22 protein-coding genes, 3 tRNA genes and 1 riboswitch are annotated in these 21,817 nt (G+C 63.4%); of the genes, 11 read left to right on the top strand and 14 right to left on the bottom strand.

The genetic code is table 11. The annotated features are described in order from the left end of the window. Window positions 1-61 precede the first annotated feature (61 nt). From ACJ8HA_RS02280 to ACJ8HA_RS02270, 3 genes are all read right to left on the bottom strand, one after another. Window positions 62-532, bottom strand: coding sequence for a MarR family winged helix-turn-helix transcriptional regulator (locus tag ACJ8HA_RS02280; protein WP_025303393.1), 471 nt, complete (start codon window positions 530-532; stop codon window positions 62-64). Next, on the bottom strand, window positions 522-2,009 hold the full coding sequence (locus tag ACJ8HA_RS02275; protein ID WP_442515177.1) for a UbiD family decarboxylase: 1,488 nt from the start codon (window positions 2,007-2,009) through the stop codon (window positions 522-524). Before ACJ8HA_RS02275 ends, ACJ8HA_RS02280 begins: the two co-directional genes overlap by 11 nt. 470 nt (window positions 2,010-2,479) lie before the next feature. After that, window positions 2,480-2,569: transfer RNA gene (locus tag ACJ8HA_RS02270), tRNA-Ser, on the bottom strand. Window positions 2,570-2,661: 92 nt separating this feature from the next. Between ACJ8HA_RS02270 and mtfA the strand changes: the two genes are divergently transcribed. Beyond that, window positions 2,662-3,462 carry a DgsA anti-repressor MtfA gene (mtfA, locus tag ACJ8HA_RS02265; protein ID WP_025303395.1) on the top strand — a complete coding sequence of 267 codons (801 nt, stop codon included), beginning with the start codon at window positions 2,662-2,664 and terminating at the stop codon, window positions 3,460-3,462. Between the two features lie 99 nt (window positions 3,463-3,561). Then, window positions 3,562-3,637: transfer RNA gene (locus ACJ8HA_RS02260), tRNA-Asn, on the top strand. Window positions 3,638-3,691: 54 nt separating this feature from the next. On the opposite strand, the gene gap is transcribed toward ACJ8HA_RS02260, so the two are convergent. The 4 genes from gap to ACJ8HA_RS02240 form a co-directional block, all read right to left on the bottom strand. Continuing rightward, window positions 3,692-4,702 carry a type I glyceraldehyde-3-phosphate dehydrogenase gene (gene gap / locus ACJ8HA_RS02255; RefSeq protein WP_025303396.1) on the bottom strand — a complete coding sequence of 337 codons (1,011 nt, stop codon included), beginning with the start codon at window positions 4,700-4,702 and terminating at the stop codon, window positions 3,692-3,694. A 77-nt stretch (window positions 4,703-4,779) separates the two neighbouring features. Next, the gene (locus ACJ8HA_RS02250; protein ID WP_043140017.1) at window positions 4,780-5,754 is read right to left on the bottom strand and encodes a GlxA family transcriptional regulator; all 975 of its coding nucleotides are present in this window, start codon (window positions 5,752-5,754) and stop codon (window positions 4,780-4,782) included. Window positions 5,755-5,880: 126 nt separating this feature from the next. Beyond that, window positions 5,881-6,615 (bottom strand): SDR family NAD(P)-dependent oxidoreductase, encoded by a 735-nt coding sequence (locus ACJ8HA_RS02245; protein ID WP_442515176.1) that lies wholly within the window; start codon window positions 6,613-6,615, stop codon window positions 5,881-5,883. A gap of 13 nt (window positions 6,616-6,628) precedes the next feature. Then, window positions 6,629-7,651 carry an LLM class flavin-dependent oxidoreductase gene (locus ACJ8HA_RS02240; protein WP_025303399.1) on the bottom strand — a complete coding sequence of 341 codons (1,023 nt, stop codon included), beginning with the start codon at window positions 7,649-7,651 and terminating at the stop codon, window positions 6,629-6,631. A gap of 149 nt (window positions 7,652-7,800) precedes the next feature. Beyond that, a riboswitch (TPP riboswitch) is annotated at window positions 7,801-7,903 on the top strand. Between the two features lie 62 nt (window positions 7,904-7,965). Between ACJ8HA_RS02240 and ACJ8HA_RS02235 the strand changes: the two genes are divergently transcribed. Genes ACJ8HA_RS02235 through ACJ8HA_RS02220 form a run of 4 tightly spaced genes read left to right on the top strand, consistent with a single transcriptional unit; the run spans window position 7,966 to window position 11,121 of the window. Further along, window positions 7,966-8,649 (top strand): TenA family protein, encoded by a 684-nt coding sequence (locus tag ACJ8HA_RS02235; RefSeq protein WP_043140011.1) that lies wholly within the window; start codon window positions 7,966-7,968, stop codon window positions 8,647-8,649. Beyond that, entirely contained in the window at window positions 8,646-9,386 is a 741-nt protein-coding gene (locus tag ACJ8HA_RS02230) for an ABC transporter ATP-binding protein (protein ID WP_442515175.1), read from the top strand. Before ACJ8HA_RS02235 ends, ACJ8HA_RS02230 begins: the two co-directional genes overlap by 4 nt. After that, window positions 9,383-10,150 carry an ABC transporter permease gene (locus ACJ8HA_RS02225; RefSeq protein WP_043140003.1) on the top strand — a complete coding sequence of 256 codons (768 nt, stop codon included), beginning with the start codon at window positions 9,383-9,385 and terminating at the stop codon, window positions 10,148-10,150. Before ACJ8HA_RS02230 ends, ACJ8HA_RS02225 begins: the two co-directional genes overlap by 4 nt. 35 nt (window positions 10,151-10,185) lie before the next feature. Next, window positions 10,186-11,121 (top strand): ABC transporter substrate-binding protein, encoded by a 936-nt coding sequence (locus tag ACJ8HA_RS02220; RefSeq protein ID WP_043139999.1) that lies wholly within the window; start codon window positions 10,186-10,188, stop codon window positions 11,119-11,121. Here the strand turns inward: ACJ8HA_RS02220 and ACJ8HA_RS02215 are convergent, their stop codons facing one another. Continuing rightward, window positions 11,122-11,862 (bottom strand): transporter substrate-binding domain-containing protein, encoded by a 741-nt coding sequence (locus ACJ8HA_RS02215; protein WP_089181065.1) that lies wholly within the window; start codon window positions 11,860-11,862, stop codon window positions 11,122-11,124. Window positions 11,863-12,147: 285 nt separating this feature from the next. Between ACJ8HA_RS02215 and opgB the strand changes: the two genes are divergently transcribed. Continuing rightward, window positions 12,148-14,451, top strand: a complete 2,304-nt coding sequence (gene opgB / locus ACJ8HA_RS02210) for a phosphatidylglycerol--membrane-oligosaccharide glycerophosphotransferase (protein ID WP_442515174.1) — start codon at window positions 12,148-12,150, stop codon at window positions 14,449-14,451. A gap of 137 nt (window positions 14,452-14,588) precedes the next feature. Next, window positions 14,589-16,052, top strand: coding sequence for an AMP nucleosidase (locus ACJ8HA_RS02205; protein WP_197759114.1), 1,464 nt, complete (start codon window positions 14,589-14,591; stop codon window positions 16,050-16,052). Window positions 16,053-16,088: 36 nt separating this feature from the next. On the opposite strand, the gene nac is transcribed toward ACJ8HA_RS02205, so the two are convergent. Then, the gene (gene nac / locus ACJ8HA_RS02200; RefSeq protein WP_043139985.1) at window positions 16,089-17,012 is read right to left on the bottom strand and encodes a nitrogen assimilation transcriptional regulator NAC; all 924 of its coding nucleotides are present in this window, start codon (window positions 17,010-17,012) and stop codon (window positions 16,089-16,091) included. Between the two features lie 338 nt (window positions 17,013-17,350). Between nac and ACJ8HA_RS02195 the strand changes: the two genes are divergently transcribed. Further along, window positions 17,351-17,426, top strand: a tRNA-Asn gene (locus ACJ8HA_RS02195). A gap of 57 nt (window positions 17,427-17,483) precedes the next feature. Here the strand turns inward: ACJ8HA_RS02195 and ACJ8HA_RS02190 are convergent. Beyond that, the gene (locus ACJ8HA_RS02190) at window positions 17,484-17,924 is read right to left on the bottom strand and encodes a DMT family transporter (protein ID WP_442515173.1); all 441 of its coding nucleotides are present in this window, start codon (window positions 17,922-17,924) and stop codon (window positions 17,484-17,486) included. Window positions 17,925-17,941: 17 nt separating this feature from the next. Continuing rightward, window positions 17,942-18,460 carry a GNAT family N-acetyltransferase gene (locus ACJ8HA_RS02185; protein WP_043143185.1) on the bottom strand — a complete coding sequence of 173 codons (519 nt, stop codon included), beginning with the start codon at window positions 18,458-18,460 and terminating at the stop codon, window positions 17,942-17,944. Between the two features lie 38 nt (window positions 18,461-18,498). Between ACJ8HA_RS02185 and ACJ8HA_RS02180 the strand changes: the two genes are divergently transcribed. Beyond that, window positions 18,499-19,068: a helix-turn-helix domain-containing protein gene (locus ACJ8HA_RS02180; protein ID WP_025303413.1), complete on the top strand. Its 570-nt coding sequence runs from the start codon at window positions 18,499-18,501 to the stop codon at window positions 19,066-19,068. 13 nt (window positions 19,069-19,081) lie between these two features. Here the strand turns inward: ACJ8HA_RS02180 and ACJ8HA_RS02175 are convergent, their stop codons facing one another. The 3 genes from ACJ8HA_RS02175 to ACJ8HA_RS02165 all read right to left on the bottom strand — a co-directional run bounded on the left by ACJ8HA_RS02175 (window position 19,082) and on the right by ACJ8HA_RS02165 (window position 21,061). After that, entirely contained in the window at window positions 19,082-19,375 is a 294-nt protein-coding gene (locus ACJ8HA_RS02175; RefSeq protein WP_049207145.1) for a DUF2623 family protein, read from the bottom strand. A gap of 132 nt (window positions 19,376-19,507) precedes the next feature. Then, window positions 19,508-20,095 (bottom strand): nitroreductase family protein, encoded by a 588-nt coding sequence (locus ACJ8HA_RS02170; protein WP_049208748.1) that lies wholly within the window; start codon window positions 20,093-20,095, stop codon window positions 19,508-19,510. A gap of 69 nt (window positions 20,096-20,164) precedes the next feature. Continuing rightward, entirely contained in the window at window positions 20,165-21,061 is an 897-nt protein-coding gene (locus tag ACJ8HA_RS02165; RefSeq protein WP_264383641.1) for a LysR substrate-binding domain-containing protein, read from the bottom strand. A gap of 115 nt (window positions 21,062-21,176) precedes the next feature. On the opposite strand from ACJ8HA_RS02165, the gene ACJ8HA_RS02160 reads away from it, so the two are divergent. Next, window positions 21,177-21,812, top strand: coding sequence for a flavodoxin family protein (locus tag ACJ8HA_RS02160; protein ID WP_442515172.1), 636 nt, complete (start codon window positions 21,177-21,179; stop codon window positions 21,810-21,812). The last annotated feature ends 5 nt before the right edge of the window (window positions 21,813-21,817 follow it).

The following is a 21,817-nucleotide window of genomic DNA, read 5'->3' as shown; positions in this document are numbered from 1 at the left end:
AAGCGGGATAAAACGGCGCCCCCGCCACCGAGCGTTTTCTCCGCAACTGGGACCGGAATAGCTAAGGGGTATCGATAAACAACATCATGCGTTGCAAAGCGTCATCCAGGGCACTGAGCCCCGCGTCATCCAGGCAGGCCATCAGCTGGGCGTCATAATCCGCCACCCATTGCCTCGCCTGGTCAAAAATGGGGCGAGACGCCGGCATGACGCGCAGATATACCGCGCGCTTATCTTCCGGATCGGGGAAACGCGCGACCCACCCCCGATTAACCAGTTGGGTGATCGTACGGCCTAGCGCGGTGCGATCGGTCTGCGAATGCGCTATCACCTCGCTCATGGCCACGTCGCCCGGAAAACTGTAGAGAATACGCAACGCGCGCCACTCATGGAGGCTGAGCCCTTGCAATGCGAGTAACGCAGACAGCCGTTTTTCGCGGTGACGCACCACCTCCGTCATCCTGTAAAGCGCACCGTCGGGCAATCCCATTCCCTGTCGGCCGCTATGCCTGTCTTTTTTTTCAGAACCCATACTGTTTCCAATTAGCCTCGACTTTTACCCTGACCTGTTCCGGATACGAGTGCCTGAAAGAGGCGGTACCCGCACGTGTTACGCCGCTGAACTGCTCGGGGAACAGGCAGTTGATGATGGCTTTGCCGCCGCTGCCGCGCGCCTTGTCTTCTTCCGACAGGTACGGCACCATCGGGAACTCGCGTACGTCCGGGAAAATAAAATGATCGCGCGCCGGATGTGAGCGCGTAGCCAACGCCCAAACCACCTGATTGATATCGACAATATCAATGTCATTGCCGACCAAAATCAGTTTGGGGATCAAGTAGCCCGCATGCGAACCGAAGACTACTTCCGCCACCTTGCCGGCAAAATCCGCCGCGGTGGTATTCATTCCGGCCAGTTTTTCGATATCGACGGAGACCACCGCCCAACAGGTCGCCGCCTCATAGGAACACCAGACAAAGTCGACGGGCAATGCCGCGCTCTCCAGGGTTTCCAGCAGTTGGGCCGATATCATGGTGCCCCAGATCGTATGATTTTCTTCCGGCGGCGTGCCGGCGACGCAAATCGGCAAAATGGGGTCATCGCGAAACGTCACCGCACGCACATGGAACACCGGCTGTTCATGGCCCTGCTGGTGTTGATAGCCGTGATACTCCCCCATCGGCCCTTCCAGCGCCGTCTCCGTCAGGCTGATTTCACCTTCCAGCACAATTTCCGCATTGGCCGGCACCCAGAGATCGTTGGTTTCCGCTTGGGTGAGCGTGACACTTTTACCGAGCAACGCGCCGACATAGTCAGGCTCACTGACGCCGGCCGGCAACGGCATCCCCGCGACCGCCACCGCGGCAGGCGGCGCCCCGAGCACCATCGCCCACGGCGTAGGTTTCCCTTCCCGACGCCACATTTCACGGATCATGCCGATGTGCTGGGTGGGGATTGCCGGGCCGGTGAGACGATTGCGATCGAGCATCATGAGCCTGCCGATGCCCCAGCTGTGCCACTTCCCGTCCGGGGATTGCACGACATGGAACCCGTAGGTGCCAAAATAGCGCCCGCCATCCCGTTCATGCAGCAGAGGCACCGGGAAGCGTGCCAGATCAACCTCGTCACCTCGCCAAATATTCTCTTTCACCGGGCCGGTCGAACAATAATCGGGGGCAAGCGGTTCCGCCTTCACCGCCCGGCGAATCGCCGCCACGATATCTCGCGGGGAGCTCTCTGGCGGTAGGCCAAAATGGAGGGCGAGGCGAGAATAGGCATGTTCCGCAGAAGCGAGCATGCCGGCCGGCGCGCCGAGAATGCGAGCCCCCGGCATCGCGCCCGCCACATGATGAAATAGCGGAGCCGAAAGCCGTTGCTCATAGACCCGGCGGCAGACAGCCGCTATCTCCAGGTCGGCGGAAACTTGCTGATGCACGTCGACCAAATCGTTTCTGCGACGCAACTCCTCAATGAAGTGACGAAAATCCAGTGCGCAATCGAGCAAACTCATGGCAAATCCTCCAGTTTCCGGGCGTTCAGTCCCTTCTATTCCCATCGCGGCGGAGAGGAGACCGTTTTTATGTGCATGTGCACACATATTAGTGCACGAAAAATCGCGTGTAAATACACGCTACCCTGGAGATGTTGGGCATGTTGTCAGTCTGGCAAACTCTTCAAGGGATAGCGGAGTCAGGCCATGCACGCCCCTGCCGGCAGGCATTATCACCGTGGCGGTTTCACACCTTCAGCATGATTGGCCTGCGCCTGGCACTGGGCTTACCACAAGCGCCGCACCGGGTTTAAGCGCAACATGGCTCACAAAATGAAGAACATAATCGCAAAATGCTATTCGTTGATATTGCACGGGTTATAATGCGGAAAAGGATCTCGGCCAACGCAAACCGGTTTCAGATCGAACGGTTTACAAGCATTAGCGAAAGAAAAGGATTTTGATTCGATAGGGAACAACGAGGGGTAAAGTGGCGGAGAGAGGGGGATTTGAACCCCCGGTAGAGTTGCCCCTACTCCAGTTTTCGAGACTGGTCCGTTCAGCCGCTCCGGCATCTCTCCTAACAACGCTTGCTATCATGCCCGCTTTTACGGCATTTTTACAGCATTAGCACACCGCTGAACGTTCAAGTGACGACTTTACGAGCAACCTGATGATTAAATGGCCGTGGAAAGCGACTCAACCCTCTCAACCCCAGGCAGACACTCAGGCCCAGTGGCAGGACGCGCTGGCGATCCCGCTGCTCTCGCCGCTGAATGAGCAGGAGCAGCAGCGGCTGGTGGCCGTTGCCGGGCAGATCTTGCAGCAAAAGCGCATCGTGCCGCTGCAGGGGCTGCAGCTCACCTCGCAAATGCAGGCGCGCATCGCCCTGCTGTTCGCCTTGCCGGTGCTGGAACTCGGCGCGGAGTGCCTCGACGGCTTCAACGAAATTCTGCTCTACCCCACCCCGTTCGTGGTGGAAGACGAATGGCAGGACGAGATCGGCCTGGTGCACTCGGGGCCGGTGGTACAGTCCGGCCAAAGCTGGGAACAGGGGCCGATCGTGCTCAACTGGCAAGACGTGCAGGACTCTTTCGATCTCTCTGGTTTCAATCTGGTGATCCACGAAGCGGTGCACAAGCTGGATATGCGCAACGGCGGCGTCGCCACCGGCGTACCGCCGATCCCACTGCGCGAGGTGGCCGCCTGGGAGCACGATCTGCACGCCGCGATGGAAAGCCTGCAGGACGAGATCGACATGGTCGGTGAAGAGGCCGCCAGCATGGATGCCTATGCCGCCACCGATGCGGCCGAGTGCTTCGCCGTGCTGTCGGAGTATTTCTTCAGCGCTCCCGAGCTGCTGGCCGAACGCTTCCCGGCGCTGTATCAGCACTTTTGCCGCTTCTACCGCCAGGATCCGCTGGCGCGCCTGTTGCGCGGCCAGGTGGAAAACGACGCGCAATGGGCTGATTGACGGGCTTATTGCTCAGATACCGAGCAGTCGCACCGCCTGGGGCAATTTAGCGTTGACACACCCGGGGCCGCTGGATATCATGCGCCCCGTTCACACGATTCCTCTGTAGTTCAGTCGGTAGAACGGCGGACTGTTAATCCGTATGTCACTGGTTCGAGTCCAGTCAGAGGAGCCATATTTAGAGAAGCCCGCTTAAGGAAAATTAAGCGGGCTTTTTGCTATGGGGCGTTTACAGCCCGCGTTTTTCCATCAGCAGCGCCAGATCGACCAACCGATTGGAGAAGCCCCATTCGTTGTCATACCAGGCGAGCACTTTCACCAGATTGCCGCCGATCACCAGCGTGGACAGCCCGTCGATGATCGACGAACGCGCATCACCCCGGTAGTCGCTCGACACCAGCGGTTCATCGCTGTAGCCCAGGATCCCTTTCAGCGGGCCGGATGCCGCCGCCGCGCGGAAAGCGGCGTTAATCTCTTCCACCGTCGCCGGGCGTTTCAGCGTCACCGTCAGATCGACGATCGAGACGACCGGCACCGGCACCCGCAGCGAGTAACCGGTCAACCTGCCGTCGAGATCCGGGATCACCTTGCCGAGCGCCTTGGCCGCGCCGCTGGAATAAGGCACGATCGATTCCGCCGCCGCCCGCGCGCCGCGCAGATCTTTTTCCGGCTGATCGTGCAGCGCCTGGCTATTGGTATAGGCGTGAGTAGTGTTCATCAGCCCGTATTCGATGCCGAACGCCTGATGCAGCACCTGCGCGGCGGGCGCCAGCCCGTTAGTGGTGCAGCTGCCGTTGCTGACCACTTTATGCAGCGCCGGATCGTAGAGCTGGTCGTTAACCCCCATGACGATGGTGATGTCGTCGTTCTTGGCCGGCGCCGAGATAATCACCCGCTTGGCGCCGCCGTGCGTGATGTGCACTTCCGCCTTGGCCTTGTCGGTAAAGAAGCCCGTCGCTTCGATCACCACGTCAACGCCCACGCTGCTCCAGGGGATCTCGGCGGGATCGCGCTGCGAAAACACCTGAATCGGCCGGCCGTCCAGCAGCAGCTGGTTGTCGCCGGCTTCCACCCTGGCCGCCAGCGTGCCGGAAAGCGTGTCGTATTTCAGCAGGTGCGCCAGCGTTTTGCTGTCCGTCAGATCGTTGATCGCCACCACTTCAAAATCGCTGCGCCCCAGCGCCGCGCGCAGCACGTTGCGTCCGATCCTGCCAAATCCATTAATGCCTACTCTCACCATGATGCACTCCTCGTTTTGGGCTTTGCCTCGACTCTAGCCCTGCCCCGAGGCGGCGTAAATGACGTTTACCGATCAATTTACGCCAAATTGCGCGCATGGAAGCGTTCGCGGTATTCGCTCGGGGTCAGCTGCAGTTTGCGCTCAAACACCCGCCGTAGGTTAAGGCCGTTGCCAAAGCCGGTGGCCAGGGCGATCTGCTCGATGCCTTGCGCACTCTGCTCCAGGCGCTGCCTGGCGGTATGCAACCGGCCTTCTTCGACGAATTTGGCGGGAGAAATGCCCGTCTCGCGGGTGAATACGCGGGTAAAGTTGCGCGGGCTCATCGCCACGCGTTCGGCCAACCGTTCGACGCTGAGATCGTCGGCGAGGTTTTCCAGGATCCAGGACTGCAGGTCGCGGATCGGGCCCGGCGATTTGGCCTGGTTGAGCGGGTAGCGGCTGAACTGCGCCTGCCCGCCGGGGCGGCGCAGAAACATCACCAGATCCTGCGCCACTTCGCGCGCCTGCACGAAGCCGTAATCATCCTCCACCAGCGCCAGCGTAAGATCGAAGCCGGAACTGACGCCGCCGGAGGTCCAAATCGGCCCGTCCTGCACGTAGATCGGGCCGTTTTCAACCTGCACCCGCGGGAAGCGCGCCTGCAGCGTTTCCGCCAGCCGCCAGTGGGTAGTCGCCCGCCGCCCGTCCAGCAATCCGGCTTCGGCCAGCAGCAGAGCCCCGCCGCAAACGGAAGCGATACGGCGCGTCTGCGGCGCCGCGCGGCGCAGCCAATCCGCCACCAGGGCGCCCTCTTCTTCGGTTGCCCCCTTGCCGGCAACAATGACGGTATCGCGCGGCTGGGCCGGATCGAGATCCGCCAGGCGATGGTCAGCCAACAGGCTCAGCCCGGACAGGCCGTGCACCACCCGGTGAGATTGCGTAGTGGCGACCGCGATCTGATACAGCGGCGTCTCGGCGGAACTCAGGCGATTAGCCTGCATCAGGATATCGGCGATGCCCGCCGCTTCGAACAGCATGCCCCCTTCAGGGACGATAATCAGGAATGTATGCATGGCGATAATTACAAGAAAGAGCAAAACAGGCCAGACAACCACTGTATAAGAAAAGCGCCGCGGGTTCACCCTGCGGGCATAAAAAAGCCCGCCGATAACCTCGACGGGCCTGGAAGGAATAGCCATTCAAACCTGCGGCAAGCTCACCCCGCCGGCGCGCGCCAATTGCGCCAGCAGCGCCGTTTGAAACGCCTCGTCGTGTACCGCTGCATGGGGTTCGAGGCGCTGCTGATGGTGCCAATAGCCGCCGGACGCCGGGGCCTGCGGTTCATCGCTGCTCACCAGCCACGCCTGCGTCACATGCCCCAGCGCCAGATCGTCGGGCGCGTCCGCGCCGCCCATTTTGGTTGGCACCCAACCGGGATCGACCGCGCTGCTGATCACGTCAGGCCACAGGCGCGCCACGGCGGCGGCCAGCACGGTGACGAACAGTTTGCTGTCCGAATAAGAGCCTGCGGCGCCGCCAAGCCAATCCACGCCGTTCAGTTCCGCCACGCCGTCAAAGTGCATACTGCTGCTCAGATAGACGATACGCTTGGGGCGTTCGATCAGGGCCGTCAGCAGGTAGGGCGCTATGACGTTCACCGGCATCACCTGCGGTCCGGTAAACATACCGGCATTGTGGATCACCGCGTCCGGGCGACCGAGGCGATTGACCTGCTCGGCGAGCTGCCGGATCTGCTGCACATCGGACAGATCGCCGATCGTCGCCTGTGCACCGCGATCCAGCAGATCGCGCACCGCGTCCAGACGGCCGGGCTCACGCGCATGCAGAATCACCTGATGCCCTTCGTCCAACAGCGTTTGCGCGGCGGCGCGGCCCAGCCCGTCCACCGAGCCGGTAATGAAAATGCGTGACATCCAGCTCCTCCGTTTAGCGCCAGCCGAGCGCCGGCGCGACATGGGTTAAAATCGATTCGATAACGTGGGCGTTGTAATCCACGCCCAGTTGGTTAGGCACGGTCAGCAGCAAGGTATCCGCTTCGGCGATGGCCTCGTCCTGCGCCAGCTGTTCGATCAACGCGTCAGGTTCTGCGGCGTAACTGCGGCCAAAGATCGCCCGGGTTTGCGCATCGATATACCCCAGTTGGTCGCCTTCCTTACCGCTGCCGCCGAAGTAGTTGCGATCCCGCTGATCCACCAGCGCGAAGATGCTACGGCTCACGGAAACCCGCGGCTCATGCGTGTGGCCGGCCTCTTGCCAGGCGGCGCGGTAGGCGCGGATCTGCTTGGCTTGCTGGATGTGGAAGGGTTCGCCGGTCTCGTCGTTCTTGAGCGTCGAGCTTTGCAGGTGCATGCCGAGCTTCGCCGCCCAGACGGCGGTGGCATTGGAGCCGGCGCCCCACCAGATGCGGTCGCGCAGCCCGGCGGAAAACGGTTCCGGCCGCAGCAGCCCGGGCGGATTCGGGAACATCGGCTGCGGATTGGGCTCGGCGAACCCTTCGCCGCGCAGCGCTTCCAGGAACACTTCGGTATGGCGGCGGGCCATGTCCGCATCGGTTTCGCCGTCGGCCGGGGCATAGCCGAAATAGCGCCAGCCGTCGATCACCTGCTCCGGCGAGCCGCGGCTGATGCCGAGCTGCAGCCGCCCGCCGGCGATCAGATCCGCCGCGCCAGCGTCCTCCACCATGTACAGCGGATTTTCATAGCGCATGTCGATCACGCCGGTGCCGATCTCGATGCGTTGGGTTTTGGCGCCGATGGCGGCCAACAGCGGGAACGGCGATCCCAGCTGGCGCGCGAAGTGGTGCACGCGAAAATAGGCGCCGTCCGCCCCCAGATCTTCGGCGGCGACCGCCAGATCGATGGACTGCAGCAGCGCATCCGCCGCGGAACGGGTGCCGGACTGGGCGGAAGGCGACCAGTGGCCAAACGAGAGAAAACCAATCTTTTTCATCGGGCATCATCCTCAGAGGCAAAACATGGGCCTACAGTGACAAAAACCGCGCGCCTTGCGCCAGCAAAATCACCCTCGATCGCACTAAACGAACCGATTGCCGCCGCACCGCCCGGCGATTGTAATCAAAAAACAAATGTCGTATAACAAGCAGCTCCGAGGGGTGTCCTGTTACGGGCTGAGATGGCGCAAGCCGAACCCTTTGAACCTGATCTGGGTCATGCCAGCGAAGGGACGGTTAGGCAACAACGCTCTCACCCGTTGCCTGTTCATACCCCAGCGTGCCCGGATCTCCACTGACTCAAGGAGGTCCCATGTCCATCACCACCCTGTTCGAAAGCGGTCTTTACGGCCGGCTGCGCCACCATGCCGGCAGCCACTGGCAAGATTATGTCGATCATCCATTTCTGCAGCAGCTGGCCGCCGGCACCTTGCCTGAACGCGCTTTTCGCCGCTACCTGACCCAGGACTATCTGTTTCTGCTGCACTTCGCCCGCGCCTACGCGCTGCTGGTCAGCAAGCTACGCACCCTGCCGGAGATGCGCGCCGCCACCGCCTCGCTCAACGGCATCGTCGCCGAACTGCCGTTGCACGTGGCCTACTGCGCCGAATGGGGGCTGAGCGAAGCGCAGATCGCCGCCCAGCCGGAAGCGGCGGAAACCATGAACTACACCCGCTACGTGCTGGATATCGGCCATGCCGGCGACGCCCTCGATCTGCTGGCCGGCCTGCTGCCCTGCGTGGCCGGCTATGCCGAAATCGGCCTGCGGCTGCTGCACGATCCCGCCACTCAGATGGAGGGCAATCCTTACGCCTCCTGGATCCGCAACTACGGCGACGAGGGCTATCTGGCCGGCGTGCGTGCCGCCATCGAACTGCTGGAAACCGTCGGCCACCAGCGCGGCGCACAAGGCCGCTTCACCGAGCTGGCGCAGATTTTCACCACCGCCACCCAGCTGGAATCGGCATTTTGGCAGATGGGGCTGAACGCCTCATGACCTCCCCGCTTCTCCCACCCGGCATCCAGGTGCGGGATCTCAGCCTGCGTTTCGGTCAGCAAATCGTCTTCGACCAGCTGAGCTTCGACATCGCCGGCGGCAGCTTCGTCGCCCTGCTCGGCGCCAGCGGCGCCGGCAAAACCAGCCTGCTGAAGATCATCGCCGGCCTGGCGCAGGCCAGTTCGGGTACGGTGACCGGCAGCGACGGTTTGCCGATCGCCGGGCGCATCGCCTACATGGGGCAAAAAGACCTGCTCTACCCGTGGCTGACCGTCGAAGAGAACGTCGCCCTCGGCTCGCGGCTGCGCGGCGAAGTGGCGGATCGGGCGTGGGTGGCGCATCTGCTCGAACGCGTAGGCCTGGCCGCGCATGGCCGCAGCCTGCCCGCCGCGCTGTCCGGCGGCATGCGCCAGCGCGCCGCCATCGCCCGCACGCTCTACGAACGCCAGCCGATCGTGCTGATGGACGAACCCTTCTCCGCATTGGACGCCATTACCCGCGCCGAGATCCAAAGCCTGGCCGCCGAGCTGCTGGCGCAAAATACCGTACTGCTGATCACCCACGATCCGATGGAGGCCTGCCGCCTGAGCCACCGGCTGCTGGTACTGTCGCCCTGGCCGCTGGGCCTCGACGATACCCACCGTATCAGCGGGCAACCGCCGCGCGCGCCGGATGACGCCGACCTGCTGAAAAGCCAGGCCGAGCTGCTGCAACAGCTGGTGAGGGCCGCGCAATGAAGATTGCCGAAGAGCGTGGCCTCACCCGCCTGCGGCGTGGGCTGACGGTGTTTGCTGGCCTGCTGCTGCTGTGGTGGCTGGCGGCGCAAAGCGGCATTCCGGCCTTTCTGCTGCCCACGCCGGGCGCGGTGGCGCAGGCGCTGTGGGACGGGCGCGGCTATCTCGCCTGGCACACGCTGGTCACGGCTTCGGAGATCGTCAGCGGGCTGGTGCTGGGCGTGCTGCTCGGCGCGGCGCTGGCGCTGTGCATGATCTTCTCGCCGCGGCTGCAGCGCTGGCTGATGCCACTGGTGCTCACCAGCCAGGCGATACCGGTGTTCGCCCTGGCGCCACTGCTGGTGCTGTGGTTCGGCTTCGGCATGAGCGCCAAGGTGGCGATGGCGGTGCTGGTGATTTTCTTCCCGGTAGTGTCGGCCTTTTTCGACGGGCTGCGCCGGGTCAACAACGACTATCTCGATCTGGCGCGCACGATGCGCGCTTCGCGCTGGGCGCAGCTGCGGCACGTGCGGCTGATGGCGGCGCTACCGGCCTTCGGCTCCGGCCTGCGCATGGCCGCCGCCGTCGCGCCGATCGGCGCCATCATCGGCGAATGGGTCGGCTCGGCCGAAGGGCTGGGCTACGTGATGCTGAACGCCAACGCGCGCATGCAGACCGACGTCTGCTTCGCCGCGCTGTTTATTTTGGTGCTGATGACCGTGCTGCTGTGGGCCGCGGTGGATGCGCTGCTGCGGCGTCTGATCGCCTGGGCGCCGGAAAACGACTGATGATTGCAACCATAACCAGGGATAAAGGAACGACCATGATCAAACAAACCGTTTGCGGACTGCTGCTGGGCGCTGCCCTCACCGGCCAGGCCGGTGCGGCCGAGAAGCTGACGCTGGTGCTCGACTGGTACATCAACCCCGATCACGCGCCAATTATGGTGGCCGAGCAGATCGGCGCCTTCAAGGCCGCAGGGCTGGACGTCAAGATCGTGCCGCCGTCCGATCCGGCGCTGCCGCCGCGGCTGGTGGCCGCCAAACAGGCCGACCTCGCCATTACCTATCAGCCGCAGCTGCACTTCTTCGCCGATCAGGGCCTGCCGCTGATGCGCGTCGGCACCCTGATCAACACGCCGCTGAATACGGTGATCGCGCTGGACAAAAACATCACGTCGCCGGCGGATCTCAAGGGCAAAACGGTGGGTTACTCGGTCAGCGGCATCGAACAGGCGACGCTGGCCACCATGGTCGAACACGAGCACCTCAAGCCGCAGGACATCAAGCTTATCAACGTCAACTTCCAGCTGACCAGCGCCCTGCTGGCGGGCCAGGTCGATGCGGTGATCGGCGGCTACCGCAACATCGAAGCGCTGGAGCTGAAGCTACAGGGTAAAGAACCGGTGGTGTTCAACGTCGAAGACTACGGCGTGCCGGCCTATGACGAGCTGATCATCGTCGCCAACCGCGATGCGGTGAACGAGCCGAAAATCCGCAAATTTCTCGCCGCGCTGAAGCAAGGCAGTGACTACCTGCACGCCCACCCGCAGGACACCTGGCTGGCATTCGCCAAGGCGCACCCAGAGCTGAATACCGAGCTGAACAAACAGGCGTGGCAAGCCAGCCTGCCGCTGTTCGCCCGCGATCCGGCCAAGTTGGATCGCGCGCGCTACCAGGCTTACGAACAGTTCCTGTTCGACAACAAGCTGATCAAGAAAATCACCCCGGTGGAACAGTACGCGGTGGAGCTCGACTGATCACGCCGAGGCGGCCGGCGGCGCCACCGTCACCTCGCCCTGGCCGCTGCGCTGCAAGGCCGCCTTCACCAGCCCGTTGGCCTTGCAGCGTTCGATAAACGCGTTCACGTAGGCGGCGCCCTGCGTTTTTTGCCGCGGTACCGCCATCGCCTGGCGGATGGCGGTGAAATGCCCGTCCAGCACCCGGTAGCCGGGATGGGCGGCCGCGGCGGCCAGCAGCGGTTGACGCACGCCGGCCGCCGCCTCCAGCCCCCGTTCGAAAAACAGCGCGATCGCCTCGGCGGAGGTTGCCGCCCGCACCAGCTGCGCCTGCTGCAGCGTGCGCGATAAAAACAGATCGTACGCCGCCCCCTGGCCGACCGCGATGCGCACCTCCGGCCGGTCGAGCTGCGCCACCTCAAAGTAAGGCGCGTCGTTCGCCACCAGGTAAGTCCCCTCGATGATCACATAGGGTTCGCTGAAGGCGATTTGCGCCGCACGCACCGGCTCGATAGCCATAAACGCCAGGTTCCAGGCGCCGCTGTCCAGGTCGGCAAACACCTTGCCCGCCGCGTCATAGGTGACCAGTTCGAGCGCCACGCCCAGCTCCTGGGCCAGCGCGGCGGCCAGCTCCACCGAAGCGCCTTGCGGTTTACCGCCGGCCCCGGCCTGCGCCAGCACCGGATTGCCGTAGTTGATCGCCGCGCGCAACACGCCTTGCGGGGCCAGATCGTCGAGTACCGCGGCGGGAATCGTCTGCATACTTCCTCCTGTGAAGGGCTGATGGGCGCACCGTCGTGGCGCTCATTAAGCGTAGAGCGAAACCTCCGACCAGCAAGCTTTCGCCGCCGAGGCCGCCGTCGGCGTGATTAACGTCACACTATTGTCATAAAAATGTACAATAGCCGCCGTTCGTCGGCCGTAGCGGGAGATCGCGCGTTGTTCCGCCGCCGGCAATAGGCTATACCCTTCACTTTTCGCGCCGCGGCACGGTCGGCGGCGCAGACCAGGGCAGCAACGTTTTTTCAATCAGACAGGGTTTGGCGGATGGTTTTAGCAGTCGTTTCTTTTGTTCTCTTTTTGGCGTCGATTTTGATTTATCGCACCCGGGCCGCCGCCAACCGCTGGTGGTTCGCCATTCTGCTGACGCTGCTCGGCAGCTATCTGGTGCTGAACGTCATCCTGATCGCCAGCAACTACTTCACCGGCGACGGCATCACCGACGCGGTGATTTACACCGTCACCAGCAGCCTCAAAGGCGCGGGCATCAGCAAATACGTGCTGCCGTTCATCGGCCTGCTGGCGGCGTTGGGGCTTATCTTCGCGGTGCTGGCCCGCAGCCTGCTGCGCCGCAAAGCCAAAGGCAGCAGCGTGGCCTACAGCCTCGTCGCCGTGCTGCTGGCGCTGTTTTCGGTCGGCACCACCCCGGCATTTCAGGACATCTCGCTGCTGGTCAAGAGCCAGATCGTCGGCGATACCGCCGATTTCACCACCTACTACAAGGCGCCGAAAAAGACCGTGCAGGGCAAGCGGCCGAACCTGGTGTACATCTATGCCGAGAGCCTGGAGCGCACCTACTTCGATACCGAGCTGTTTCCCGGCCTGGCCGACGAGCTGAACGCCCTGCGCGCGGACAGCATCGATTTCAGCAACACCCAACAGCTGCCGGGCACCGGTTACACCATCGCCGGCATGGTCGCCTCACAGTGCGGCATTCCGCTGTTCGCGCCCTTCGACGGCAACGCCTCCAGCGCGGTCTCCACCTTCTACCCGGAGAACGTCTGCCTGGGCGACGTGCTGAAGGCCGCCGGCTACAGCAACTCTTTCTATCAGGGCGCCGAGCTGGCGTTCGCCGGTAAAGACACCTTCCTGAAATCCCACGGCTTCGACCACGTTTATGGCTTCAAAGAGCTGCGCGAACAGGTCGCCGATCCGAGCTACAAAAACGACTGGGGCTGGTACGACGACAGCGTGCTGGACGTGGTGTACGGCAAGTTCGTCGAGCTGTCCAAACAGCGCCAGCCGTTCTCGCTGTTTACCCTGACCGTCGATACCCATCACCCGGACGGCTTTATCTCCGCCGGCTGCAGCAAGAAGAGTTACGCCTGGCAGAACAAGGAAAACCGCTCGCTGAGCGCGGTGGCCTGCAGCCAGCAACACATCGCCGCGCTGATCGACAAAATCAAACGCTCGCCCTATTTCAGCAACACCGTGATCGTGGTGTCCTCCGATCATCTGGCGATGAACAACACCGCCTACGACATCCTGACCAAACAGAAGCGCCGCAACCTGTTCTTCATCATCGACGGCACCCGGCCGCAGGCGGAGCAGCGCAACGAGAAGCGCAGCACGCTGGACAACGGCGCCACGGTGCTGGACGTGATGGGCGGCGACAACTACATCGGCCTCGGCCGCAGCAGCCTGTCGGCGCCGTCGCTGTCTACGGTGTTCCTGAATATCGAAGAGAAAATTAACGGCTGGAAACCGGCGGTGATCAACCAGTGGGGCCTGCCGAACCGCATCAGCGACTACAGCGTGGACACGCGCCAGCGCAGCTTCAGCTTCTCCGGCGTCACTTACAAGGTGCCGTTCATCCTGCGGGTGGGCGACAACCGCATCGAACCGATGTTCAACGTCTACCTCTCCACCCCGCTGCGCAAACAGCTGGCCGGGCTGGGCGCGGGGGAGAAATTCGTCTGGGTCGATAAATGCTACGAGATCGGCCGGGTCTGGGCGCCGCAGCTGGCGCGGAGCACCGACATCTGCGTGGCCTCCGGCACCCTGGCCTCGCCGCCGCAGATCGCGCAGGCCAGCGGCGAACGCTTCAACGGCAAGGTGAACTTCACCGGCCCGGCGACGGACAGCGTCGCCGATTACCAAAACGCCGTCGCTCGCCTGCAGGTGGACGACGCGGCGGTGAAATACCGGGCGGACGCCATCGAGTTCATGCTGCCCGGCCTGCCGGAACAGGTGAAAGCCATTACCGGCGTTTCCGCCGTCGAGGAGTGGGGCCGCTGGTCCGACGCCAACCTGGCGCCGGCGGTCGACATCGATTACGTCGACCCGCTGCCGAAGACCTTTGATCTGGTGCTGCGCGCCCGCGCCTACGGCAACAACGTCGGCGAACCGATTTCGGTGCGCGTCGGCGACGAAGAGCGCTTCGTGTCGCTCGGCGAGCAGGACAGCACCGTCACCCTGCGCTTCGACAACCCGCGCGGCGCGCAGAAGATCAGCATTACCCCGCCGGCCCCCACCGAGCCGAAAGAGAGCGCCAGCGGCGGCTTCACGCCGAAGAAGCTGGGCATCGGGCTGGTGTCGCTGAAGGTCGAAGCGGCCGCGCCCGCCTCCTGACCCCCGGCACGCTACGGGCGCGGCGTTTTCTTTGCCGCGCCCGTCATTTCGACCAAGCTTTTACGCACTTCTTCGGCTAACCTGTGACGGTGAAACGCCGCCAATCCCGCCAGAGCCGGGACATCGAAGGAGAAAGTATGAGCTATGCCCCACCTCGCAGCGGCCTCAGCGCCGATCAGGCACTCGATCAACTGGAAGCCCTGTATGACGCCGCGGTAGACGCGCTGCGTCAGGCGGTCAGCGACTTTATCAACCACGGCACCCTGCCGAATGCGCAGGCGCGCGCCGCGGGGCTGTTCGTGTATCCCGAGCTGCGCGTCAGCTGGGACGGGCAGCAATCCGGCCCAAACAAAACCCGCGCCTTCGGCCGCTTTACCCATCCCGGCAGCTACAGCACCACCGTGACCCGGCCGCAGCTGTTCCGCCACTATCTGGCCGAACAGCTGGCGATGCTGGAACACGACTACGCCGCCCATATCGAAGTGGCGCCGTCGCAACAGGAGATCCCGTTCCCTTATGTGATCGACGGCTCCAGCCTGGCGCTCGATCGCTCAATGAGCGCCGGTATCGCGCAGCATTTCCCCACCACCGAGCTGGCGCAGATCGGTGACGAGACCGCCGACGGCCTGTATCACACCACCGACAACCATTTCCCGCTGTCGCATTTCGATGCGCTGCGCGCGGATTTCTCGCTGGCGCGTCTGCGGCACTACACCGGCACCCCGGTGGAGCATTTCCAGCCGTTCGTGCTGTTCACCAACTACACCCGCTATGTGGACGAGTTCGTGCGCTGGGCCTGCGCGCAGATCGCCGATCCGGCCAGCCCGTACATCGCGCTCTCCAGCGCCGGCGGCACCTACATCACGCCGGAAACCAGCGCGCCCGAACAGGCGGTGTCCGATCTGGCGTGGAAAAACCACCAGATGCCGGCCTATCACCTGATCTCGCGCACCGGCCAAGGGATCACGCTGATCAACATCGGCGTCGGGCCGTCCAACGCCAAAACCATCTGCGATCACCTGGCGGTGCTGCGCCCGAGTGCCTGGCTGATGATCGGCCACTGCGGCGGCCTGCGCGAAAGCCAGAAGATCGGCGATTACGTGCTGGCCCACGCCTATCTGCGCGACGACCACGTGCTGGATGCGGTGCTGCCGCCGGATATCCCGATCCCCAGCATCGCCGAGGTGCAGCGCGCCCTGTACGACGCCACCAAGATGGTCAGCGGCATGCCCGGTGAAGAGGTCAAACAGCGTTTGCGCACCGGCACCGTGGTCACCACCGACGATCGCAACTGGGAGCTGCGCTACTCCGCTTCGGCGCGGCGCTTCAACCTCAGCCGCGCGGTGGCGGTCGATATGGAGAGCGCCACCATCGCCGCCCAGGGTTACCGCTTCCGGGTGCCGTACGGCACGCTGCTGTGCGTCTCCGACAAACCTCTGCACGGTGAAATAAAACTGCCGGGCCAGGCCAACCGCTTCTACGAAGGGGCGATCTCCGAGCACCTGCAGATTGGCATCTGCGCCATCGATCTGCTGCGCGCCGAGGGCGATCGTCTGCACTCGCGCAAGCTGCGCACCTTCAACGAACCGCCGTTCCGGTAACGGTGCTCAGGCCCGCTGCGGCGGGCCGTTTTTTCCTCAACGCACCAGTGCCAGTGCGCGTTTTTCCTGGCTGCGGCCGCCAGCGATCGACAGCAGCAGGTCTTTGACCAGCAGCGCCGGGGCGGACAGCGCCTGTTGACCCGACATGCACAGCGCCAGCGGCACCGACATCGTCGGCGCATTGATGCGCGCCATCCAGGCCTTGGCCGGGCCGATCATCGCGCGCGCCACCGATTCCGGCAGCACGGTCGCCCCCAGCCCGCTGGCGATCGCGGCGCTCAACGCACCCGAGGATTCGATCTCCCCCACCACGTTGGCAGCCAGCTTGCGCAGCGCCATCGCCTCCTCCAGCTGGTTGCGCACCGCATCGCCCTCGCGCGGCAGGAACAGGTTCAGCCGCGCCACGTCCAGCAGCTCGACGCTGTTGCCGGGATGCGGCACCGCGCGCGTCGCCACCAGATAAAGATCTTCGCGCATCAATGCGATGGCGTGCAGCCCGGCGGGCATCTTGGCGCCGTAGACCATCGCCATGTCCAGCGTCTGGTTAGCCACCTGCCCGGTGAGCGTCGTGCCGCCGTTTTCATGCAGGCTGAGCAGGATGCCCGGCTGCTGATCGCGCAGAGTCTGCAGCAACGGCAGCGCCAGCTGCGCCGCGGTGCTGCCCGACGCCAGCCCGAGCGACACCTGGCCGCTCATCGCCTGTCCGGCGCTGTTAACCGCGCTCTGCGCCTGCTCGCACTGGCGCAGAATGGTCTGCGCATGGGCATAGAGAATGTTGCCGGCCTCGGTCGGCTGTACGCCGCGCTTGGTGCGGATCAGCAGCTGTTGCTTCAGTTCCCCTTCCAGCGTCGCCAACTGCTGGCTGAGCGCCGGCTGGGCGATGTGCAACACTTCCGCCGCCTGGGTCAGGCTGCCAATATCGACGATTTTCACGAAGTACTTCAGACGTCTGAAATTCATAGTGCCTCCAGCGAGCCGCTAAATTGAGAATGCCGAAATCCGGTTATTCAAGCGCAGCAAGATCCGGGCCAGAGTCGGTAAACGGCCACGGAGGCGGGATACACGGCGGCAAACGGCCGTTCGCCGGACGGCGCGCGCCACAACGTAGGGCAGGCGTTGCACCATCGGCAGGCAAATGCGCCAAACAACGGGCAACCCGGCGGTGCTGCGCGCGGGATAAGCGATAAAAGCGAGAAAAAGCAGCAGGTTGGGTAATCTTGCAGCAAACGGACGCATCGGGCATTTTCGCGCTTTACAAGCCGCAACCGCCCCGCTATTATTCGCCCCGTTCACACGATTCCTCTGTAGTTCAGTCGGTAGAACGGCGGACTGTTAATCCGTATGTCACTGGTTCGAGTCCAGTCAGAGGAGCCATATTTAGAGAAGCCCGCTCAGGGAAACCTGAGCGGGCTTTTTGCATGTCAGCCGCCGTCAAAAGCTGCGTTTCGCCACCAGATAAGCGCCCGCCACCAGCAGCAGGGCGCCGAACAGCGCCGGCAGATTCTCGCGCAGCGCCGCCGGGCCGGCGTGGTAGACGTCCACCAGCAGCCCCATGCACAGCTGGCTGGCGACCAGGATCGAGATGGTGGCCGCCGCGCCCAGTTTTTGGTAGCCCAGGATGCCGGCGAACACGAACAGCGATCCCAGCAGCCCCGGTAACAGCATCCACCACCTGGCGGCGCCGGTCACTTCCGCCACCGCGCCGAGGCCGTTTTTGGCCAGCAGCAACCCCACCAGCAGCAACAAACCGACGCTGGAGTTGATCACCAGCGTGATAAGGATGGTCGAAACGCTTTCGGTAATACGCACCATCAACAGATTCTGCACCACCAGCCCCATCCCCGCCGCGATCAGCAGTAACAGCATATTCATCGCCCTGCCTCCCGGGGTCAGCGCGTCGGCGGCGCTACCCGCTCGTCGAGCGTCAGCTGCAGGAACGTCAGATCCAGCCATTGGCCGAATTTGGCGCCCACCTGCTCCATGCGCCCCACGTCGCGGAACCCCAGCGCCAGATGCAGCTTAATCGACGCCTGATTGCCGGATTCGATGCCGGCCACCATCACATGCTTGCCGATCTCCCGCGCCCGTGCAATCAAGGCGATCAACAGCGCCTTGCCAATCCCGGCGCCGCGATGCGCCTGATGGACATACACCGAGTGCTCTACGGTATGGCGATAGCCGTCCCAGGCGCGCCAATCGCCGAACGACGCGTAGCCGATCGCCTCGTCCGCGCCGTTCACCGCCACCAGCACCGGGTAACCTGCCGCCTGCCGCTCGCCGATCCACGCCGCGCGGTTGGCCGCATCCACGGTTTGTTCATTCCAGATGGCGGTGCTGTTCAACACCGCGTCGTTATAGATAGCGGCAATCGCCGCGCTATCGTTGAGCGTCGCATTTCGTATAATCATGGTTTACCCCGGCCAATTGTCCACTATAATACTACGATATGAATATTAAATTAGACAATCTAAATCAGCTGATCGGCGCACGCATTCGCATTGAGCGCGAGGCGCGCCACTGGTCGCTGTCCGATCTGGCCGAACGGGCGGGCGTCTCACGGGCGATGGTTCATAAGATCGAGCGCGGCGAGAGCAGCCCGACGGCGATGCTGTTGGGCAGGCTGGCGGGGGCGTTCGGCCTCAGCATGTCCAAGCTGATCGCCCGGGCGGAAACGCAGGAAGGCCGGCTGCTGCGCCGGGAAGATCAACCGGTCTGGGTCGATCCGGAGAGCGGCTACGTGCGGCGCCACGTGTCGCCGCGTACCGATCTGCCGCTCGATCTGGTGCGCATTGAACTGCCGGCCGGCGCGGCGATCCCGATGCCGGCTTCGGTGTACGCGTTCAAACGTCAGCTGATCTGGGTTTTATCCGGCGAGCTGGTCTTTCTTGAGGGTGAGGCGCGCCATGAAATGGCCGAAGGCGACTGTCTGGAGCTCGGCCCACCGGCGGACTGCCGCTTTGAAAACCAGAGCGACCAACCGTGCGTGTATATGGTGGCGGTGCTGAGCGCCGCCTGACGGCTCGTCTGCGCTACCCCTGCGCCGGTCGGTTATAGCCGGCGCGGAAAAACTTCTCCGCCAGCCGGCTGTCGCCGCCGGAAAAGAACTCGCACATCGGCTCACTGCCAAGGCCATAGGCACGGCTCAGCTGACCGGCTTCGAACGCCGCCCGGTTCTCGTCGCCGCAGCGCTGCGCTAAATGGTGCGCATAGCCGAGCACGAAGCCGCGCTTGTAGTCGGAGCAAAAGCGCGACAGCTCCGCCTCCGGCTTCAGGTTCTCCGCCTTTAACCCCGCCAACAACCCTTTGCCAAAATGATCTCCCACGGGTTCCTCCTCATTACGCAATCGCTATATAACAAAATATACAGCGAATAAGCGAACGCGAACATACTCCCAAAGTTTTACTCGCCGCATAAAAAAGGCCCGCCAAGCGGGCCTCGGCGAGAACGCGGGCAATCACAGCGTGAAATTCAGCCCTTCGCTGACGGTATTGCCCAGCGGCAGGCGGCCCGACGGCGCCTCTTTTTCCTGCAGGAAATCCGGCAGGCGGGCTTTGTCGCCCGGTTTGCCGATCGCCACCATGGCGTGCACCGCATAGTCGTCCGGCAGCTGCAACGCCGCTTTGATCTTGTCGTGGTGAATGCCGCTCATGCAGTGGGTCAGCCAGCCTTTCAGGTGCGCCTGATGCGCCAGGTTGGCCCAGGCTGCGCCGGTGTCGAACGCGTGGGTCGGGTTGTCCACCAGCCGCTCGCCGTTCAAGCTGGTGGTTTTGGAGACGATCACCACCAGCGCCGAGGCGTGCTGCGCCCAGCCGCGGTTGAAGTCGATCAGGAACTCCAGGTAGTTCTCCCAGCTGTCGGAGCCGTGCTTGCTGTAGGCAAAGCGCCACGGCTGAATGTTGTAGGCCGAAGGCGACCAGCGCGCCGCTTCAAAGAAGCTCAGCAGCGTTTGATCGTCGATGGCGTCGTTGGTCATCGCGCGCGGCGACCAGCGCTCGATAAATTGCGCGTCAATCGGGTAATCGGAGGTTCTTGGCTGGCTCATGATAGGTTCTCGCAGTGAAGTAAAAACAAAAGTTCGCTGATATTCCCACAGCTTAGGACGGTAAAACTTTTATTTCGTGCCATTGCCTTGCGGCAGTTCCTGCTGCAGCCAGGCGAGAAACGCCCTGACCGGCGGGTGCCGCTCGCGTCCCGGCGCGCACAACACGCTGTACGCGGCACCCGGAACGCGCACCTCCGGCCGGTACGCCACCAGCAGACCGTTGTCCACCATCTCGGACACCATCACCGAGCTGGCGAGCACCAACCCCTGCCCGGCCACCGCCGCCTGCAGGGCGTAATGTTCCTCGTGATAGCTGCGCATCGCCGCATGGCGCTGCCACCAGTCCACGCCGGCGGCCCGGCACCAGTCATGCCAGCCGCTGTCGTACAGCGCCGAATCTCCCCATTTGACGGTGATCAGCACCGGATTTTCCGGCGGAGCGGCGGCCAGCCCCGGCGCGGCATAGACGCCAAAGCTTTCCTCCAGGCGCGCCGTCTGATGCAACGCGGGATAATGCGCGCGGCTGTAGCGCACCGCCACGTCCACGCTGGCGTCCTGCTGCAGATCGATCACCTCGGCGCAGGCCTCCAGGCGCACCAGATAGTGCGGGTACGCCTGGTAGAAACGCCCCAGGCGCGGCACCAGCCACAGCGCCGCGAAAGAGTGCGTGACCGAGACGCACAGCGATCCGGTGCTGGGCTGCGGCCGCAGACCCTCGAGCGTGGCGGCGACGTCCAGCAGCGCGCCGTGCACCCCGGCAAACAGGGTTTCTCCCTTCGGTGTCAGCCGCACGCCGCGCGGCACCCGCTCGAACAGCGCAAACCCCAACTGTTGCTCCAGCGCTTTGATCTGGTGCGAAATCGCCGTCGGCGTCACCGCCAGTTCGGCCGCCGCCAGCTTGAAACTGCGCAGGCGAGCGGCGGATTCAAAGGTGCGCAGTGCGTTGACGGGCAGCGTGGCGAACATGGCGAAACCTCTTGAGATGAGTTGATTTCATCCTGGCAGAAAAGCCGTCATTTGTCGCCTGCCGGTGCTTGTTTCTAGAGTAGGACTGAATCCACTTCACACCAAGGAACATGACATGAATACAACTCATCAATCCAAACGTCTGGTGGTGCTGGTCGGCAGCCCGCGCCGCGACGGCAACAGCGCCACGCTGGCGCAGGCGATCCTGGCGGGCGCCGCCGAAGCCGGCACCGTCGCCAGCCTGCATTTTCTCGATGATTACCTGAGCGGTTTTCTGAGCGATGAACGCCATACGCCGCCGCCGGGCGATCGCTACGCCGAGCTGTTCCTGGAGCACTTCCTGCCGGCCGACGGCGCGGTATTTTGCACGCCGATTTACTGGTACGGCATGTCGGCGCAAACCAAGGCCTTTTTCGATCGCTCGTTCAGCTTCTATTCCAACGCCTACCCTCAGGCGGAACAGGTGCACCAACGCATGAGCGGCAAACGCATCGGGCTGGCGGTGGCGTCGGAAGAAACTTATCCTGGCGCGGCTCTGGGCATCGTGCATCAGATCCAGGAGTTCAGCCGTTACACCCATTCCGCCTTCGTCGGGCTGGTGCACGGCGCCGGCAACCAGCGCGCTGAGATCGCCCGCGATCCGCGCAACCCGCTGCAGGCCGCCCGCGAGTTGGGGCGCGAGTTCTTCACCCGCCCCTATTCGGATTATCAGATGGACAGCCCGCGCAGCACGCAGGTTTGGACGGAATAGCCCCG

This window comes from Serratia sp. CY33802, assembly GCF_052169095.1.
GTDB lineage: Bacteria > Pseudomonadota > Gammaproteobacteria > Enterobacterales > Enterobacteriaceae > Serratia > Serratia bockelmannii.
Note: the sequence above shows the minus strand (reverse complement) of the source record. Positions and strands in the feature narration are given on the sequence as shown.